The organism is Sulfitobacter sp. PR48, assembly GCF_028807335.1.
Taxonomy (GTDB): Bacteria; Pseudomonadota; Alphaproteobacteria; order Rhodobacterales; family Rhodobacteraceae; genus Sulfitobacter.
On sequence record NZ_JARAMM010000002.1, the window covers coordinates 90,002 to 107,713 of the forward strand.

Genomic DNA, 17,712 nt, shown 5'->3' on the forward strand with positions numbered 1-17,712 from the left:
CGGCCTGCTGGTGGCGGATCAGGTGGTCAGATCGCGCAGGGACGGGCGGGGGAAACGGGCCAGAAGATCGGCGACCATCAGATGAGATTGTCGTGCCGGTCCGTCGGGGTCCGTCAGAATCAGGGGCAGTGGCGGGTTTTTCAGAACCAGCCGCCGCCAGTTGTGCACGATCAATCCCCTGAGCACGGCAATCTGCAACGGGGTCATCGTGTCGCTTTCCGGCAGGTCTGCTGCCAGCTTTTTCAGGGTTTGGGCCAGATTGGCATAGGCGGTGACCAGCGGCTCGGTGTGAAGCTGCGCGCGCAGCCAGTCCGGTGCGGTGGTGCCAGGAAGGCTCAGCGCGCCGGGGGGCGAGACTGCGTCGGCTGGCCCCACGAAAAGGCGCGGTGCCAGCGGGGTAAAGCCCAGTTGCCCCATGCGCGCAACGGTCTGATCCTCGGCCGTTTCCAGCAGGACCAGTTGCCAGCCGCCGGATCCGTCGTCGGGAGTGGAATAGATGCGCGGGGTGGCCGCCGCGCTTTCGGCACGTCCTTTTTCACTCAGGCTGTGGCGGCTGATGCGCCCGACCTTGTCGGAATTCACCCAGCCATCGTTGCGCAACCGATGCAGGGCAACGCGGGCGGCTTCGGGCTTGACCTCAAGCAGGGTCATCATCGCGGACAGCACCGGACCGTCGATCGCGGTTCCCTGCTCCTGCGCCAGATCACCGAAGAGACTGATCATCAGGGACCACACCCGCCCGCCGCCAACGGCGCGCAGGGGGGCCGTCAGCGTGATGAAATTCTCAGTACGCATTCATGGTCAGCAGTTCATATTCGGCAACGGGTTTGTCGTTTTGATTGGTGAGGGTAACATGCCAGCGCACCTCTCCATAGTCGTCGTTGCGCGGTGTCTTGTGCTTGACGCTCAGGCGCACCTTGATGCTGTCGCCTGCCGCCACCGGTTCCATGAAACGCAGGTTGTCCAACCCGGTGTTGGCCAGAACCGGCCCCGGATCGGGCTGAACGAACAGCCCCGCGGCAAAGCTGAGCAACAGGTAGCCATGTGCCACGCGGCCCGGAAAGAAAGGGTTCGCCCTGGCGGCTTCGTCGTCCATATGGGCATAGAAGGTATCGCCGGTGAAATGGGCAAATGTCTCGATATCGTCCAGTGTCACGGTGCGGGCAGGCGAATTGAAGGTCTCGCCCAGATCAAGCTGATCAAATGTCCGGGTAAAGGGATGGGCCCGGTCCGAAATCTCTGTCGCGCCGGGCACCCATTGCTGACCGATGGCGGTCAGGATGTCGGGGCTGCCCTGCACGGCGGTGCGCTGCATGTAGTGCATGACGCCACGGATGCCGCCCAGCTCTTCGCCACCGCCTGCGCGGCCGGGGCCGCCGTGAACCATGTGGGGCAGGGGTGCGCCGTGACCGGTCGCCTCTTTCATCGAAGCGCGGTTGTTGAAGTAGAGCCGCCCGTGGAAGGCAGCGGCCCCCAGCGTGATCTCGCGCGCGACATTGCCGTCATTGGTGATGACGGATGCAACAAGCGATCCCTTGCCCTTGTTCAGAAGCTGGACCGCATGGGGCAGATCGCGGTAAGGCATGATTGTCGAAACCGGGCCGAAGGCTTCGGTGTCATGCACCCTGACCGCGCTGTCGGGATCGGCGCAGTGGAACAACATGGGCGGCAGAAATGCGCCCTTGTCCCGGTCTGCGCCTTCGACCGCGAAGTCGTCGGGGTTGCCAAACACGCGCTCGGCCTCTGCGCCGATGGTGGCGGCTTTTTCCAGCACATCGCGTTTCTGGCTGGCGGAAACCAGCGCGCCCATACCGGTGGATTCAAGCCGGGGATCCCCGATGGCGATCTTGCCCAGTCTTTCGCTGATGGCCGCGATAACAGGCTCTACCAAGGCAGTCGGGACCATGATGCGCCGGATCGCCGTGCATTTCTGGCCCGCCTTCGCGGTCATCTCGCGCTGGACTTCCTTGACGAAGAGATCGAATTCCGGCGTGCCGGGCGTGGCATCGGGGCCCAGGACGCTGGCGTTCAGGCTGTCCTGTTCCGACGCGAAACGCACCGAGTTCTGCATCAGCCGGGGATTGCCGCGCAGCTTGAGCGCGGTGTCGGCGGAACCGGTAAAGGCGACCGCATCCTGGCAGTCGAGATGATCCAGCATGTCGCCAAGGCCGCCAGTGACCAGTTGCAAGGCCCCCTTTGGCAGCAGGCCGCTGTCCAGCATCATGCGCACGCAGGCCTCTGTCACATAGCAGGTGGCGGTGGCGGGCTTCACGATGGCGGGCACCCCGGCCAGCAGGGTCGGCGCCAGCTTCTCCAGCATCCCCCAGACCGGGAAGTTGAAGGCGTTGATATGCACCGCTACACCCTGCAACGGTGTGCAGATATGGCGGCCAAAGAACTGCCCGCCCCGGCCCAGTTGTTCGGGCGGACCGTCCAGATAGACCTGCGCATCCGGCATCTCGCGCCGCCCCTTGGCGGCAAAGACCATCATCGTGCCAATCCCGCCGTCCACGTCGATCCTGTGATCCGACAGCGTGGCGCCGGTGTCGTAGCTGAGGTCGTAGAGCGCCTGCTTGCCGTCGTTCAGATAGCCCGCCAGCGCCTTCAGCATCCGCGCGCGGTCATGGAACGTCATCTTGCGCAGCGCAGGCCCGCCGGTGTCGCGGGCGTAGGACAGCATGGCCTGCACATCCAGCGCGTCGTTTCCGGCATGGGCGATCACATCGCCGGTGATGGCGCTGGCGATGGTGCGGGCGCCGGCCCCCGGTGCGATCCATTGTCCGGCGGCGTAACTGGAAACGTCGAGCATATTGGCTCCTTAATGTGTGTCGTAGTCGATGACGAGCTTGTCGCTCAACGGGTAGGATTGGCAGGTCAGCACATAACCGCGCTCCACCTCATAATCCTCAAGCGCGTGGTTGCTGATCATCTCGACCTCGCCTTCAAGGACCTTGCCCATGCAGGTGGAACAGACACCGGCCTTGCAGGAAAACGGCGCATCCTGCCCGTTCTCCAGCGCGGCTTCCAGCACGGATTGACCCTTCTGCATGGTAAAGCTGCGCTCGGCCCCTTCGATGATCACGGTGATCTCGGTGCCCTTCTGACCCTCGCTGCGCTTGGCCATCTCCTTTTTGGCAAGCTGGCCCTGCTGGCTTTCGCTGAACAGTTCGAACTTGATCTGATCATGCTCTAACCCGTGGCCTTTCAGGCTGTCGGCAATGGCCAGCATCATCGGTTCGGGGCCGCAGATGAAGGCGGTGTCGATGCTGTCAACGTCGATCCATTGCTTGAATAGGCGTGTGCATTTTTCCTGATCCACGCGGCCGGTGAACAGGTCGATGTCCTGCCCGGATTCCAGCATGTGGATGATGGTCAGCCGCCCCATGTAGCGGTTCTTGAGGTCTTCCAGCTCTTCGCGGAACATGATCGTGTTCACCGCGCGGTTGGCATAGACCAGCGTGAAGGTGGATTTCGGTTCACGTTTCAGCACGGTCTTGAGGATCGACAAGACCGGCGTGATGCCGGACCCACCGGCAAAGCCGAGGTAATTCTTGGCTCGATCAGGCTCTAACGCAGTGAAAAACTTGCCCTGCGGCGGCATGACATGCAGCGTATCGCCGACCTTGAGGGTCTCATTGGCAAAGGTGGAAAAGGCACCGCCATCCACCTTCTTGATCCCCACCTGTAACTTGCCGTCGTCCAGACCAGCGCAGATCGAATAGTTGCGGCGCAGTTCGGTGCCGTCGAAATCCTGCTTGAAGGTCAGGTACTGGCCCTGGGTAAAGGCAAAGGCGTCGGGGTTTTCCGGCTCCAGTGTCAGCACCACGGCATCACGGATCGTGTGGTGGATATCAGTCACTGTTACGGGGTGAAACTGGCTCATGTCAGTGCCTCAGATACATTTGAAATAGTCGAAGGGTTCAAGACAGGACTGGCAGCGCCATTGCGCCTTGCAGGGGGTGGACCCGAACTGGCTGATCTTTTCCACCTGGGTCGATTTGCAGCGCGGGCAGTGTTGCGGGCCACCGGCTGGCCGAGGCGGGGCGATGCCGTATTCCTCCAGCCTGGCCTTGCCCGTGTCGGTTAGCCAGTCGGTGGTCCAGGCCGGGGAAAGCTGCCGCTTCAGCGTCAGATTCTCGATCCCCTTCGCGCGCAGGGCGGTTTCGATGTCCAGATTGATGATGCTGGTGGCCGGGCAGCCGGAATAGGTCGGTGTCACCGTGACCTCAAGCGTGTCGTCCCGCCATTGCACATCACGGATGATGCCCAGATCGGTCAGGGAAATCACCGGGATTTCCGGGTCCGGCACGGCAGAAAGCCAGGACCAAACAGTCTCTAACGAGGGTTTTTCGGTTACCATGTGGCATCCGGGTAGGCCCGCTGCAGCCATTGCATCTGGGTCAGCATATGGCCCAGATGCTCGGTATGCCGCGCGCCCGATTTCCCGCCCTTGTGGGCAAAATCGTCTGCCGGTTTCTGCAATGTCGCCTCGGCCAGGACGGCATCAAGCATCGCGTCGTAACCGGGGCGCAGCGATGCCGGATTGGGCGCGATGCCCGCGCTGACCATCTCCTCGTCCACCGCGTCCGCGATGAACATTTCGCCCACAAAAGGATAGAGCCGGTCCAGCGCGGCCTGCATCCGCTTGTGGCTTTCTTCGGTCCCGTCGCCCAGGCCGATCACCGTATCGGTGGCCCGCTCAAGGTGATAGGTGACTTCCTTCACGGATTTCTCTGCAATCGCCGCAATCTGGTCGTTGCTGGAACCCATCAGCCCCCTGAGTTGCGCCAGATGCCAGCCGTCAAACAGGAACTGGCGCATCATGGTGCGACCAAAGTCGCCGTTGGGCTGTTCGACCAGCAGCAGATTGCGGAAATCCCAGACATCCCGGTGAAAGGCGAGGCGGTCGGCATCGCGGCCCTTGTCCTCAACCTCGCCCGCCAGCCCGAGCCAAAGCTGCGTCTGCCCGATCAGATCCAGCGCCGTGTTGGCCAGCGCGATATCTTCCTCAAGCACGGGTGCAACGCCGCACCATTCAGAGATGCGATGCCCCAGGACCAGGGTGTTGTCGCCCATCCGGCAGAGATATTCAAAGAGGGCGTCGCTCACATCGCACCCACTTCGTCTGGAATGTCAAAGAACGTCGGGTGACGATAGACCTTGTCGTTCGCCGGTTCATAAAGCGCGCCTTTCTCTTCCGGGGAAGAGGCGGCAATGGCGCTGGCCGGGACGGCCCAGATGCTGACACCCTCGTTGCGGCGTGTGTAAACGTCGCGCGCGTTCTTAATAGCGCCCTCCGCATCGGCGGCGTGAAGGCTGCCCACATGCCGGTGGCTCAACCCGTGCTGGCCGCGGATGAAGATTTCCCAAAGCGGCCATTCGGTTGCCCGTGCCTTGCCGTGGGGCGCGGCATCGGTGTCGGAATAGGGACTGGATTCGGGGCTGCTCATCTGGGCGTCCTCCTGTCAGGGGTGGGGGCAAAAGTTTTCGAAAACTTTTGACCAATTCCTTTCAAGGAATTGGTCACTCCGCCGCGATGGCGGTTTTGCGTTTCTTTTCAGCGTGGGCGAGCAGGGCTTCGCGCACCCAGCGGCCTTCGTCCCAGGCGCGGTTGCGGGCTTCCAGCCGTTCGGTGTTGCAGGGGCCATTGCCCTTGAGCACGTCAAAGAATTCGTCCCAGTCGGGTTCGGAGAATTCGTAATGCCCGGTTTCCTCGTTGAACTTCAGGTTCTCGTCGGGAATCGTGAGGCCCAGGTATTCGGCCTGCGGCGCTGTCTGATCGACGAATTTCTGGCGCAGCTCGTCGTTGGAGTTCATCTTGATCTTCCAGGCCATGGATTGCGCGGAATGCACCGATTCCGCATCCGAGGGGCCGAACATCATCAGTGATGGATACCAGAACCGGTTCAGCGCATCCTGTGCCATCTTGCGCTGTGCCTCGGTGCCCTTGGCCATCTTCATCATGATGTCGAAGCCCTGACGCTGGTGAAAGGATTCCTCCTTGCAGATCCGCACCATAGCGCGGGCGTAGGGCCCGTATGATGTGCGCTGCAGCGGCACCTGGTTCATGATCGCGGCACCATCGACCAGCCAGCCGACGGCCCCCATGTCGGCCCATGTCAGGGTCGGATAGTTGAAGATCGACGAATACTTCATCTTGCCCGACAACAGGTCGCGGGTCAGCTGGTCGCGGGTCACGCCCAGCGTTTCCGCCGCGCAATAGAGGTAGAGGCCGTGACCGGCCTCATCCTGCACCTTGGCCAGCAGGATCGCCTTGCGCTCCAGCGTCGGGGCGCGGGTGATCCAGTTGCCCTCGGGCAACTGGCCAACGATTTCGGAATGGGCGTGCTGGCCGATCTGGCGGATCAGGTTCTTGCGATAGCCTTCCGGCATCCAGTCCTTCGGCTCGATCTTGCCGCCCGCGTTGATGCGTTCCTGAAAGGCGCGTTCATCCGGTTCCATATCGTCAAGGGATTTGACGCCTTCACCGGTAGACTTGATCATCTGTGCATACATCGAATCCGTCCTTTCAGGTTAACATTCAGCTTGTGCGTTCGAGGATCAGGGCGACACCCTGACCAACGCCCACACACATGGTACACAGGGCATAACGTCCGCCCGTGCGTTTCAGTTGCAAGGCAGCGGTCATCGCAAGGCGTGCACCGGACATGCCCAGGGGATGTCCGATGGCGATGGCCCCGCCATTGGCGTTTACATGCGGCGCGTCGTCCGCCACGCCGAGGGCGCGCAGGGTGGCAAGCCCCTGGGAGGCAAAAGCCTCGTTCAGCTCGATCACATCCATCTGGTCGATGGTCAGCCCGGCGCGGGCCAGCACCTTTTTGCAGGCGGGGATCGGGCCAATGCCCATGACGCGCGGTTCCACACCGGCGGCGGACATGGCGACGACACGGGCGATCGGCGTCAGGTTGTGATCCCTGGTGGCCTGTTCGGATGCGATAAGCAACGCCGCGGCACCGTCATTGACGCCAGAGGCGTTGCCGGCGGTCACGGTCAGATCCGGCCCGTTGATCGCGCGCAGCTTGCCCAGGGCTTCTGCGGTGGTCTGGGGACGCGGATGTTCGTCGCGGTCCACGACAATCGGGTCACCCTTGCGTTGGGGGATCGTGACCGGCGTGATTTCATCGGCAAAGACGCCAGCGGCATCTGCGGCAGCCCAGCGTTCCTGGCTGCGCAGGGCAAATGCATCCTGGTCGGCACGGCTGACGTCATGGTCGGCGGCGACATTGTCGGCGGTTTCGGGCATCGAATCGACGCCATATTGCGACTTCATCTTCGGGTTGACGAAGCGCCAGCCGATGGTCGTGTCATAGACAGCGTTGCTGCGTGAAAAGGCGGTTTCTGCCTTGGGCATCACGAAGGGTGCGCGCGTCATGCTTTCGACGCCACCGGCGATGGCAAGATCGATGTCGCCCGCGCGGATTGCACGCGCGGCAGAGCCAACGGCGTCCATGCCGGAGGCGCAGAGCCGGTTGATGGTTGCGCCCGGAACGTCGACGGGCAGCCCCGCCAGCAAGGCGGCCATACGCGCCACGTTCCGGTTGTCTTCGCCAGCCTGGTTGGCGCAGCCCATGATCACGTCATCGACGCGCGACCAATCCACATCCGGATTGCGCGCCATCAGTGCCGCGATGGGGGCCGCTGCCAGATCGTCAGCGCGGACGGATGCCAGTGCACCACCGAAGCGGCCAATTGCCGTGCGTTGCGCGTCGCAGATGAAAGCCTGCATGTAGTTCTCCTCTTTGGTTGATTTTAACTCTGGTTGCGATTCGGAACAAGGTAAATGTTACGTGTTTGGTCATATCATCAGAATTAAGTAACATATTGGATCTGGGCGTCCTGACACGGGCCCTGAAGGCCTGCGTGGTCCGATATCAGCGCAACGATGGTCACCGCTGTCACCGGGTCCGGGACGATGGGGGGAAAGTCAGCTGCAAAAGCGCGTTTCCGGTGCCGGACAGGCCATTGATAAAGCCGCCGCAAGCGGCACCGGTCACAAGACAGAGCAGGGGTGTCAGGGTCACGACGGAACCGCTTCCCTGACAACAGCTCAGAAGTCGAGGTTTTCGACGCTCAATGCATTTTGCTGGATGAACTCGCGGCGCGGTTCGACGACGTCGCCCATCAGTTTGGTAAACAGATCGTCTGCCTCTGCCATATCCTCGACCTTGACGCGCAGAAGGGTGCGCGCCTCCGGATCCAGGGTGGTTTCCCAAAGCTGGTCCGGGTTCATTTCACCCAGCCCTTTGTAGCGCTGCAGGGACAGGCCCTTTTCACCTTCGGCCAGGATCGCTTCCAGCAGGTCCATCGGGCCATGGATCAGTTGCGACCGGTCCTTGCGCACCAGTGTGGCCGGCAGGTCATAGACATCCTGCAGGTGTTCGGTGAAGGTGCCGGATTTCCTGGCCTCGCCAGAGCGGAGCATCTTGCCGTCCAGTGTCCGCACTTCTTCGACGCCGCGCAGGATACGGGCCAGTTTGATGCCGTGGTCCTGGGTGATGCGGCCTTGCCAGCCGCGTTCGTATTCCAGCGCGATCAGGTCCAGACGTTTGGCGACCTTGTCCGCCACCCCTTGCAGGTCGCGGTCCACCGCGCCGGGAACGAAGGCACCGGCGATGGCAGCCTGTTCCACGATATGGCGTGGATAATGTGTCGGGAAGGCTTCGAGAACGCGGCGCATCTGGCGTGCCAGATCGACCACCCGGGCGAGGTCCTGACCGATGATTTCCTCACCGTTGCCCTGACGCAGCATGGCGCCCTCGATGCCCTGTTCGATCAGGTATTCCTCCATCGCTGCCTGGTCCTTGAGGTAGACCTCGGACTTGCCGCGCGACACTTTGTAAAGCGGTGGCTGGGCGATGTAGAGATGACCATGTTCGATCAGTTCGGGCATCTGCCGGTAGAAGAATGTCAGCAGCAGGGTGCGGATATGCGCACCGTCCACGTCGGCGTCGGTCATGATGACGATCTTGTGGTAGCGCAGCTTGCTCAGGTTGAATTCATCGCGTCCGATCCCGGTGCCGAGCGCCATGACCAGGTTGCCAATCTCCTGGCTGCCCAGCATCCGGTCGAAACGGGCACGTTCCACGTTGAGGATCTTGCCCTTGAGCGGCAGGATCGCCTGGGTCTGCCGGTCGCGGCCGGTCTGGGCCGATCCACCGGCGCTGTCACCCTCGACAAGGAAGACTTCGGTCTTGGAGGGATCTTTCTCGGAACAATCCTTGAGCTTGCCGGCCAGGAAATTCACGTCCATCGCGGTCTTGCGGCGGGTGAGGTCGCGCGCCTTGCGCGCCGCCTCGCGGGCATGGGCGGCCTCGATGATCTTGCCGACGACGATCTTGGCCTCGTTCGGGTTCTCCTCGAACCATTCGGCCAGCTTTTCGTTCACCAGCCCTTCGACGGCGGGGCGCACCTCGGAAGAGACCAGCTTGTCCTTGGTCTGGCTGCTGAACTTGGGGTCCGGCACCTTGACGGACAAGACACAAGTCAGCCCTTCACGGGCGTCATCACCGGTGAAGTTGATCTTTTCCTTCTTCGCGATGCCGCTGGACTGGGCGTAGTTGTTGATGGTCCGGGTCAGGGCGCCGCGAAAGCCTGCCATATGGGTGCCGCCATCGCGCTGCGGGATGTTGTTGGTAAAGGGCAGGACGTTCTCGTGATAGCTGTCGTTCCACCACATCGCGACCTCGACGCCGATGTCGTCCTTTTCGCCGGTGATGAAGATCGGTTCAGGCATGACGGACGACTTGTGCCGGTCCAGGTACTTCACGAACTCTTTCACGCCACCTTCGTAGAACAGCTCCGTCTGCAGGGTTTCCACAGGCCGTTCGTCGCGCAGGATGATCCGCACGCCGGAGTTCAGAAACGCCAGTTCGCGCAGGCGTTTTTCCAGCGTTTCAAAGCTGTATTCGAGGTTGGAGAAGGTGCTGGTCGACGCCATGAAGCGGACTTCGGTGCCGGTGCGGTCGGTGGGGCCAACCACGCTGAGATGCTCCTTGGTGAAGCCGCCCTCAAAGCGGGCCACATGTTCCTTGCCCTCGCGCCAGATCCGCAATTCCAGCCAGTCGGAAAGCGCGTTGACCACCGACACACCCACGCCGTGCAGGCCGCCCGAAACCTTGTAGGAATTGCTGTCGAATTTGCCGCCTGCGTGCAGCTGGGTCATGATGACTTCGGCCGCCGACACGCCTTCGCCCTCGTGGATGCCGACGGGAATCCCGCGGCCATTGTCGCTGACGGAAACGGAGGAATCGTCGTGGATCGTGACGGTCACGGCGTCCGCGTGACCGGCCAGCGCCTCGTCAATGCCGTTGTCCACGACCTCGTAGACCATGTGGTGCAGACCAGAGCCGTCATCGGTATCCCCGATGTACATGCCAGGACGCTTTCGAACCGCCTCCAAGCCTTTGAGAACCTTGATGGAATTCGCGCCGTATTCTTCCGGCATCTGCTCAGTTTCGGACATTCAGGAAAACCTTTTTCTTTTGCCCGATTTATAGTGTTTTCAGCGAAGAATGTCACGCGCCTGACACAAGATTTTGTGTCAGATCAACGGGATCAAAAGGCCCACGCAGATCAGCAGCGAACCGGATACCACATTGATCCGGCGCAGGGTGCGGGGATTGGTCAGAAGGCTTCGGATATGACTGACGAATGCGGCCAGGGTCAGGTTGCCTATCAGGGGCACGACGACCGAAATCGCGACGATTGCAGCCAGGTCCTGCCAGGTGACATTGCGCAGGTCGAAGAAGCCCGGCAGGACGCCGACATAGAAAAGCACCGCCTTGGGATTGCCCAGGATCGCGATGACCCCGGCGATGAACCCGGCCCACATGCCAGGCCGTGTCAGGCGGCTGTCGCGGTCCGGTGCGGCATCCCGGTGGCGGATCAGCAGGAAGCCCATCACCAGAAAGACAAGGCAGGCCACAGCGCGCAGGACGACCATGAAGACATCGAATACCGCGAGAATCCAGGTAATCCCCAGCGCAGCCACCAGCGGCCAGAGCAGATCACCGATCGACACCCCCAGGGCCAGCGGCCAGGCCGCACGAAAGCCGCCCGACATCGCCCGCGCCATCATCGCCACCATGACCGGGCCGGGAGTGACAAACAGCGCCACCATCGCACCGGCATAAAGCAGGAGGTCGTAATAAGGGATGGTCATCATGGTCTCCTGACCGCTGACACGCCGTCGACCTCTGTCACTTCCAGAATCTGGGCACGGTCGCCGAGTTCCGTGAACAGTTCCACCCCGGTTCCCGTCATCCAGGCTTGTGATCCCAGTGCGGTGATCTCGTCATACAGGGCCGCCTGGCGGGTTGTATCGAGGTGGGCTGCGACTTCGTCCAGCAGCAGCAGGGGCGGCGCGCCAAAGTCGGCTGCGAGGGCGCGGGCATTGGCGAGGATGAGCGAGACGAGCAGTGCCTTCTGCTCTCCGGTGGAGCAATCCCTGGCCGGGACATCCTTGGCTGCATAGACGCCATTCAGGTCAGCGCGGTGGGGGCCGATCAGGGTGCGTCCGGCGGTGAGGTCGCGCATCCGGTTGTCGGCCAATGCCTGGCGCAGGCCCTCTGCGGTGTCGGGCATGTCGCAGAGCAGTTCCAGTGTGGCGGTGGGAAATGCGGTTTCGGCCTGTTCCTGGGCCTGGGCGATGGCCTGCAGCGCGTTCAGCCTGTTGGCGTGGATCGCGGCGCCCGCTTCGGCCATGGCGTTTTCCAGGGCCAGATACCAGGAGGGTTCGCGCACCATATCCTTGAGCAGCCGGTTGCGTTCACGCATCGCCTTTTCATAGCGCAGGGTCTGGTCCCCGTGATCGGGCAGGAAGCTGAGCGTCATGCGGTCCAGGAACCGTCTGCGGCCATCTGCGCCTTCGATCCAGAGCCTGTCCATCGTCGGCACCAGCCAAAGCACCCGCGCAATCCGGCCCAGCGTGTTCTGGGCAGTGGCCTTGGCATCTATCCGGGTCTGGCGCGCGGCCCCGTTTTCTGACCAGATTTCGACCTCATGCACCTGACGCTGTGCGTGCAGAATGCCGGTGACCTTCCAACCCAGCGCCTCGGGCCTGCGGGTCATGTCCTGCGCGCTGGAGCGGCGCAAGCCGCGTCCGGGAGAGAACAACGAGACCGCTTCGAGAATGTTGGTCTTGCCCGCCCCGTTGGGCCCGTGCAGCGCCACCGGGCGCGCGTCGCAGTCGATCACGCTGCGCCGGTGCGACCGGAAGTGGGACAATGTGAGTTGGGACAGGAACAATCCGGTCATGGGTCAGCGCCGATATTTTCAAAATATCGGGCCGGAGTTTTCGAAAACTCCGACGCGTCACACACGCATTGGCATGACGACATAGACGGCCGACATGTCATTGCCTTCGCGCATCAGTGTCGGGTCACCCGATGAGTTGAACAGGAACACGGCGTTCTCCCGGTCCACCTGGCTTGCGATCTCCAGCAGGTATTTCGCGTTGAACCCGATCTCCAGACGCTCGTCGCCGTAGGCCACGGCAAGCTCCTCCTCGGCGGCGCCGCTGTCAGGGGCATTCACCGAGAGGATCAGGCGATCTTCGTCCAGTTGCAGCTTGACCGCGCGGGAGCGTTCCGAACTGACAGTGGCGACCCGATCCACGGCCTGGGCGAATTCGGCGGCGTCCACCTCCATCTTGCGGGTGTTCCCCTGCGGGATCACGCGGGTGTAGTCGGGGAAGGTGCCGTCGATGACCTTGGAGGTCAGGGTGATCTCCGGTGTGGCAAAGCGGACCTTGGTCTCTGACACGGATACGGCGATTTTCATGTCGTCGTCTTCCAGCAGCTTGCGCAGTTCACCAACCGTCTTGCGGGGCACGATGACGCCGGGCATCTCTGCCGCCCCTTCGGGCATGTCGGCGTCAATCCGGGCGAGCCGGTGTCCGTCCGTGGCCACGCAGCGCAGCATCTTGCCGCCATCGCCGTCGGCGATATGCATATAGACGCCGTTCAGGTAATACCGGGTTTCTTCGGTGGAGATGGCGAATTTCGACTTGTCGAAAAGGCGGCGCAGCACGGGTGCCGGCGCGCTGAAGTTCGACGCATACTCAGACGATGCCATCACCGGAAAATCCTCGCGGGGCAGGGTGGCGAGGCTGAAATTGGAGCGGCCCGCTTCCACCGTCAGGCGGCCGGCCGCGGTGTCTGCGGTCAGGTTGATCAATGCGCCATCGGGCAGTTTGCGGACGATTTCATGCAGCAGGGTTGCCGATACCGTTGTGGCACCGGCGCGTTCCACCTGGGCGCCAACCTTGTCCACCACTTCGATATCCAGGTCGGTGGCGCGAAAGGACACATCGCTGCCTTCGGCCTCGATCAGCACGTTGGCGAGGATCGGAATGGTGTTGCGCCGTTCGACAACGGATTGGGCCTGGCTGACCGCCTTGAGCAATGCGGCGCGTTCGATGCTGAATTTCATGATGGCTTCTCCGTCAGACCCGTCGGGAGGGGCAAACTACCCGGTTCCCTCGTTTTAACAAGACTTTTCATGCTTTGGCGGGCCAAATGCAAGAGGGGCCGCAAGGGCCCCTCAATCACCTGACAGCCGTGACATTGATACCGCGTTCAGGACTCCAGCGCGCGGCGCAGCAGTTGCAGATCTTCGGCGATCTGGTCATCCGTCGTTTTCAGCTCTTCGATCCGGCGGACGCCATGCATGACCGTGGTATGGTCACGCCCGCCAAACCGGCGCCCGATCTCCGGCAGGGAGCGGCTGGTCATCAATTTGCACAGGTACATGGCCACCTGGCGCGGGCGGGCATAGCTGCGCAGCCGCTTCGGCCCGATCATGTCGCTCAGCCGGATATTGTAGTGCTCGGAGACCTTGCGCTGGATCTCCTCGACGGAAATCTTGCGTTCGGAATCGCGCAATACGTCCACCAGGCAGTCCTGGGTCAGCTCCATGTTGATCTCGCGACCGACAAGGGAGCCGAAGGCGAACAGACGTGTCAGGGCGCCTTCAAGGACCCGGACGTTGGAGGTGATCCGGTGGGCGAGGAATTCAAGCACGCCATCCTCGACCTCAAGGTCGGGATAGTTTTCGCGCTGCCCTTCGACTTTGCTTTGCAGGATGCCCAGGCGCAGTTCGTAGTCTGTGGGGTGCAGGTCCACGACCAGACCGCATTGCAGCCGGGATTTCACACGGTCTTCCAGATCCTTGATCTCGCCGGGCGCGCGATCGGCAGAGATGATGATCTGCTTTCGCTGGTCCACAAGGGCGTTGAAGGTGTGAAAAAATTCTTCCTGGGTGCTGTCCTTGCCGGCAATGAACTGGACGTCATCAACCATCAGCACATCAACGGAGCGGAAAATTTCCTTGAAGTCCATCATCTTGCGGTCACGCAAGGCCTGAACGAAACGATACATGAACTGTTCGGCCGACAGATAAAGGACGTTCATCTGGGGTTTCTGTTCGGCCAGTTCGCGGGCGATGGCATGCATCAGGTGGGTCTTGCCCAGGCCGACGCCACCATAGAGAAACAGCGGGTTGAAGGTCACGGGGCCGCCCTCGGCCACCCGTTTGGCGGCTGCATGGGCCAGTTCGTTGGGTTTGCCGACGACAAAATTGTCAAAGCTGAACCTGGGGTCGAGGGGGGCCGTTGCCATGACGCTGGTAGCGCTGGCCGTGGCGGCAACGGCGGGTTTACGGGGCGTGTCCGAAGGTTTGGCGGCGTCATTTGCAACGCGGGGCTGCAGCGCGAAATTCAGGCGGGAAACCTCGATGCCCTCGGCGTTGATCTCATGCAGGATCAGATCCGAAAAATTCTGGCTGACGTAGTTGCCGAAAAAGTTTGTCGGGACATGCAATGTCGCGATTCCGCTTGCCACCTTGCCCGCAACCATCGGTTCAATCCAGGTTGTGAAGTTGTTCTGTCCAACTGTTTTCAGCAGCCTTTGTCTGATCTCGCCCCATTGATCCTGCGTCATTTTTTCTAACTCGTCCCCAGCCAGGTTTCTAACAAGCGCCAGAGCAGTCCGGCACTACACACAATCCAGAACACAGATCGATTGTCCGGTCCCAAACGGAAACCGACCCAAGCATCTGGACCTTTCAAACAAGGATTTCGCCAATCGATGCAGCCAGGTGCATCGGTCTTGGCAAAAGCCGTCCGTATCAAAACGAACAGGGCAAACGCGCTAGCAGCAGCATTCGCAATACGGGTGTGACGTGACCAAACCACATCCACCCGCGTCCCAAAATAGATACTATCCGATTCCGAAAGTGCCTATTTACAGGGCCTGTCCCCCCACGCGAAATGAATCGCTCTATGTAGGTAGCAAGGACAGAGGCCGCGCTTCAACATATCTTCCGACTTGACTCACTTTTTTGTCGGGAAAGAATCTATGTTGGTTTTTTGAGACCTCAGACACGAAAAAAGGCGCCGCTATGCGACGCCTTTTGATTCAAGCAGATAGTCGATTCGGTTCGCGAGAACCCTGAAAATCAACCCAGAGCTTTGACCCGTGCCGCGAGGCGCGACATTTTTCTCGATGCGGTGTTTTTATGAAACACACCCTTTGTCACACCGCGCATCAGCTCGGGCTGTGCTGTTTTCAGCGCTTCGGTCGCTGCTGTCTTGTCGCCGGAAGCGATCGCTTCTTCGACCTTGCGCAGATATGTGCGGATGCGCGAACGACGCGCCTTGTTGATCTGGAAACGCTTTTCGTTCTGACGTGCGCGCTTCTTGGATTGTTCTGTGTTTGCCATGAGGATCAGCCTTCGGGTTTTTCAATTTCGGTTCAAGGCGCGTGACGCCAAACCCGTGCCGGATGTACCGGGAAGGTGATTCTAGCCTGAGCGGGCTGCACGCGCATGTATTGGGCGGGCTATAGCGGGAAATGCAGCCGGTTGTAAAGCCATCGGAACGTCAGGCCGCAATGGCGCGGCGGCGTTCAGGCAATTGCAGGGCACCGGCCGGTTGGCGGGCCGTCCGAAGCAGGACGGCCTTATTTGTCTCTGAACTGTGCTTCGCGCTTTTCAAGGAAGGCGGACATGCCTTCGTTCTGGTCCTCGGTCGCGAACAGCGAGTGGAACATCCGGCGTTCAAACAACAGCCCTTCGCGCAGCGGCACTTCGTAGGCGCGGTTGACCGCCTCCTTGACCACCATGACGGAGATCATGGATTTCTCCGCGATCTTTGCGGCGGCGCTCATGGCTTCTTCCATCAGCTTCTTTACCGGGACAACCCGCGAGACCAGGCCGGAACGTTCGGCCTCGTCTGCGTCCATGAAGCGGCCGGTCAGGTTCATGTCCATCGCCTTGGATTTGCCGACAAGGCGGGTCAGCCGCTGGGTGCCGCCGATCCCGGCCACGACGCCAAGGTTGATCTCGGGTTGGCCGAACTTCGCGGTTTCGGAGCAGATGATGAAGTCGCACATCATCGCCAGTTCGCAGCCGCCACCCAGCGCATAGCCGGATACCGCCGCGATGATGGGCTTGCGGACGCGCATGATCTGTTCGGTTTCGGGTGTGAAAAGATCTCCGGAAAAGGCTTCGACGAACGTCTTGTCGCGCATCATGGCGATATCGGCACCGGCGGCGAAAGCCTTTTCAGAGCCGGTGATGATGATGCAGCGGACCTTTTCATTGTCCTGCGCACCCTTCAGCGCGTCGGCAAGCTCGGACATCAGAACATCGTTCAACGCGTTCAGGGCATCAGGTCTGTTCAGCGTGACAAGCGCCACATGGTTTTCCACATCCACGATGATCGTTTCGTATGCCATCAGAGGGTCTCTCTATCGTTGCGCTCAGGTCGCCACGCATAACACGGGCAAAATACGTTTCAAGCTATCTTTGACATTCACCGCAATAGAACGAAGAGCGTCCGGACTGCACGATGCGTCTTATGACCTGGCCGCAGCCCGGAGTGCGACAGGGGGCGTTTTCGCGCCCGTAGACATCGAAATTGTGCTGGAAATACCCCAGTTCGCCATCCGCCTGACGAAAGTCGCGCAGCGAGGATCCGCCAGCTTCAATCGCCTCTGAAAGCACGTTGCGGATGATCGGAACCAGGGTGGCAATCCGCGTGGCCGAGATACGGTCGGCCTTGCGTGCGGGATGGATGCGGGCGCGGTAAAGCGCTTCGCAGACATAGATATTTCCCAATCCCGCGACGATGCGCTGATCCAGCAGCGCGGATTTGATCGGCGTGTTGCGCCCCTTGAGCGCGGCGATCAGATGCGCCTCGCTGAAGGTGTTGCCCAGAGGTTCCGGCCCCAGAATGGCCAGCAGCTTGTGCTGGTCGGCCCGGGCGGTCTGCATCAGGTCCATCGCGCCAAAGCGGCGCGGGTCGTTGAAGGTGATCCGCGCACCATTGGCCATGTGCAGCACCACGTGGTCGTGTTTTTCGGGCGCGGGATGGCTGTGCACGAATTGGCCCAGCGGGTCACCGGAAACCAGCATGCGGCCCGACATCCCGAGGTGGATCAACAGCGATTCCCCCGATGCGAGATCGGCCAGTATGTATTTCGACCGGCGGCGCAGACGCTCGACCATCTGCCCTGTCAGCCTTTCGGCCATTCCGGCGGGAAAGGGCCAGCGCAGGTCGGGGCGGTTCACCTGCGCCCGTTCGATCACAACGCCTTCCATCGCCGGGGCAAGGCCACGGCGCACGGTTTCGACTTCTGGCAGTTCGGGCATCTGGCCTCCTTTTCACGGGCAGTCGGGGCCTGCGGCAAT

16 protein-coding genes are annotated in these 17,712 nt (G+C 61.4%); all 16 read right to left on the reverse strand.

Going from position 1 to position 17,712, the window contains the following annotated elements; translation table 11 throughout:
* Positions 1-18 precede the first annotated feature (18 nt).
* Positions 19-795 carry a PaaX family transcriptional regulator C-terminal domain-containing protein gene (locus tag PVW51_RS03150; protein WP_274573580.1) on the reverse strand — a complete coding sequence of 259 codons (777 nt, stop codon included), beginning with the start codon at positions 793-795 and terminating at the stop codon, positions 19-21.
* Positions 785-2,809, reverse strand: a complete 2,025-nt coding sequence (gene paaZ, locus PVW51_RS03155; protein WP_274573581.1) for a phenylacetic acid degradation bifunctional protein PaaZ — start codon at positions 2,807-2,809, stop codon at positions 785-787. Before paaZ ends, PVW51_RS03150 begins: the two co-directional genes overlap by 11 nt.
* A 9-nt stretch (positions 2,810-2,818) precedes the next feature.
* The gene (locus tag PVW51_RS03160; RefSeq protein WP_269362452.1) at positions 2,819-3,883 is read right to left on the reverse strand and encodes a 2Fe-2S iron-sulfur cluster-binding protein; all 1,065 of its coding nucleotides are present in this window, start codon (positions 3,881-3,883) and stop codon (positions 2,819-2,821) included.
* A gap of 9 nt (positions 3,884-3,892) precedes the next feature.
* Positions 3,893-4,360, reverse strand: coding sequence for a 1,2-phenylacetyl-CoA epoxidase subunit PaaD (gene paaD, locus PVW51_RS03165; protein ID WP_274573582.1), 468 nt, complete (start codon positions 4,358-4,360; stop codon positions 3,893-3,895).
* Positions 4,354-5,076, reverse strand: coding sequence for a 1,2-phenylacetyl-CoA epoxidase subunit PaaC (paaC, locus tag PVW51_RS03170; protein ID WP_274573776.1), 723 nt, complete (start codon positions 5,074-5,076; stop codon positions 4,354-4,356). Before paaC ends, paaD begins: the two co-directional genes overlap by 7 nt.
* A 29-nt stretch (positions 5,077-5,105) precedes the next feature.
* Complete coding sequence (paaB, locus tag PVW51_RS03175) at positions 5,106-5,450, reverse strand: 1,2-phenylacetyl-CoA epoxidase subunit PaaB (protein WP_082899434.1); 345 nt, start codon at positions 5,448-5,450, stop codon at positions 5,106-5,108.
* A gap of 73 nt (positions 5,451-5,523) precedes the next feature.
* On the reverse strand, positions 5,524-6,516 hold the full coding sequence (gene paaA, locus PVW51_RS03180; RefSeq protein WP_274573583.1) for a 1,2-phenylacetyl-CoA epoxidase subunit PaaA: 993 nt from the start codon (positions 6,514-6,516) through the stop codon (positions 5,524-5,526).
* A gap of 25 nt (positions 6,517-6,541) precedes the next feature.
* Positions 6,542-7,747: a 3-oxoadipyl-CoA thiolase gene (pcaF, locus tag PVW51_RS03185; RefSeq protein ID WP_274573585.1), complete on the reverse strand. Its 1,206-nt coding sequence runs from the start codon at positions 7,745-7,747 to the stop codon at positions 6,542-6,544.
* Positions 7,748-8,068: 321 nt separating this feature from the next.
* Positions 8,069-10,483: a DNA topoisomerase (ATP-hydrolyzing) subunit B gene (gyrB, locus tag PVW51_RS03190; protein WP_269362458.1), complete on the reverse strand. Its 2,415-nt coding sequence runs from the start codon at positions 10,481-10,483 to the stop codon at positions 8,069-8,071.
* Between the two features lie 78 nt (positions 10,484-10,561).
* Positions 10,562-11,182 (reverse strand): LysE family translocator, encoded by a 621-nt coding sequence (locus PVW51_RS03195; protein WP_274573587.1) that lies wholly within the window; start codon positions 11,180-11,182, stop codon positions 10,562-10,564.
* Entirely contained in the window at positions 11,182-12,276 is a 1,095-nt protein-coding gene (gene recF / locus PVW51_RS03200; RefSeq protein WP_274573589.1) for a DNA replication/repair protein RecF, read from the reverse strand. Before recF ends, PVW51_RS03195 begins: the two co-directional genes overlap by 1 nt.
* A gap of 57 nt (positions 12,277-12,333) precedes the next feature.
* Complete coding sequence (dnaN, locus tag PVW51_RS03205; protein ID WP_114273943.1) at positions 12,334-13,452, reverse strand: DNA polymerase III subunit beta; 1,119 nt, start codon at positions 13,450-13,452, stop codon at positions 12,334-12,336.
* A 146-nt stretch (positions 13,453-13,598) separates the two neighbouring features.
* Positions 13,599-14,960, reverse strand: coding sequence for a chromosomal replication initiator protein DnaA (gene dnaA, locus PVW51_RS03210; protein ID WP_274573591.1), 1,362 nt, complete (start codon positions 14,958-14,960; stop codon positions 13,599-13,601).
* Positions 14,961-15,477: 517 nt separating this feature from the next.
* Positions 15,478-15,741, reverse strand: coding sequence for a 30S ribosomal protein S20 (rpsT, locus tag PVW51_RS03215; RefSeq protein WP_269362465.1), 264 nt, complete (start codon positions 15,739-15,741; stop codon positions 15,478-15,480).
* Between the two features lie 239 nt (positions 15,742-15,980).
* Complete coding sequence (locus PVW51_RS03220; RefSeq protein ID WP_274573593.1) at positions 15,981-16,757, reverse strand: enoyl-CoA hydratase; 777 nt, start codon at positions 16,755-16,757, stop codon at positions 15,981-15,983.
* A 64-nt stretch (positions 16,758-16,821) separates the two neighbouring features.
* Positions 16,822-17,673 carry a bifunctional DNA-formamidopyrimidine glycosylase/DNA-(apurinic or apyrimidinic site) lyase gene (gene mutM / locus PVW51_RS03225; protein ID WP_274573594.1) on the reverse strand — a complete coding sequence of 284 codons (852 nt, stop codon included), beginning with the start codon at positions 17,671-17,673 and terminating at the stop codon, positions 16,822-16,824.
* Between the last annotated feature and the right edge of the window lie 39 nt (positions 17,674-17,712).